The following is a 252-nucleotide window of genomic DNA, read 5'->3' on the forward strand; positions in this document are numbered from 1 at the left end:
CCCATTCGTCTAGTGGTCCAGGACACCGCCCTTTCACGGCGGTAACAGGGGTTCGAACCCCCTATGGGACGCCACCTTCCGGTGATTCGACAATGCGAAGCGCGGGAATAGCTCAGTGGTAGAGCATCGCCTTGCCAAGGCGAGGGTCGCGAGTTCGAATCTCGTTTCCCGCTCCATGCGTCCCATTCGTCTAGTGGTCCAGGACACCGCCCTTTCACGGCGGTAACAGGGGTTCGAACCCCCTATGGGACG

2 tRNA genes are annotated in these 252 nt (G+C 60.7%); both read left to right on the forward strand.

From position 1 onward, the window contains the following. Nucleotides 1-101: 101 nt before the first annotated feature. Nucleotides 102-176: transfer RNA gene (locus LU493_RS19905), tRNA-Gly, on the forward strand. A 3-nt stretch (nucleotides 177-179) separates the two neighbouring features. Continuing rightward, nucleotides 180-252 (forward strand) — tRNA-Glu (locus LU493_RS19910).

It is taken from the genome of Halomonas elongata, assembly GCF_029081005.1.
Lineage (GTDB): Bacteria > Pseudomonadota > Gammaproteobacteria > Pseudomonadales > Halomonadaceae > Halomonas > Halomonas elongata_B.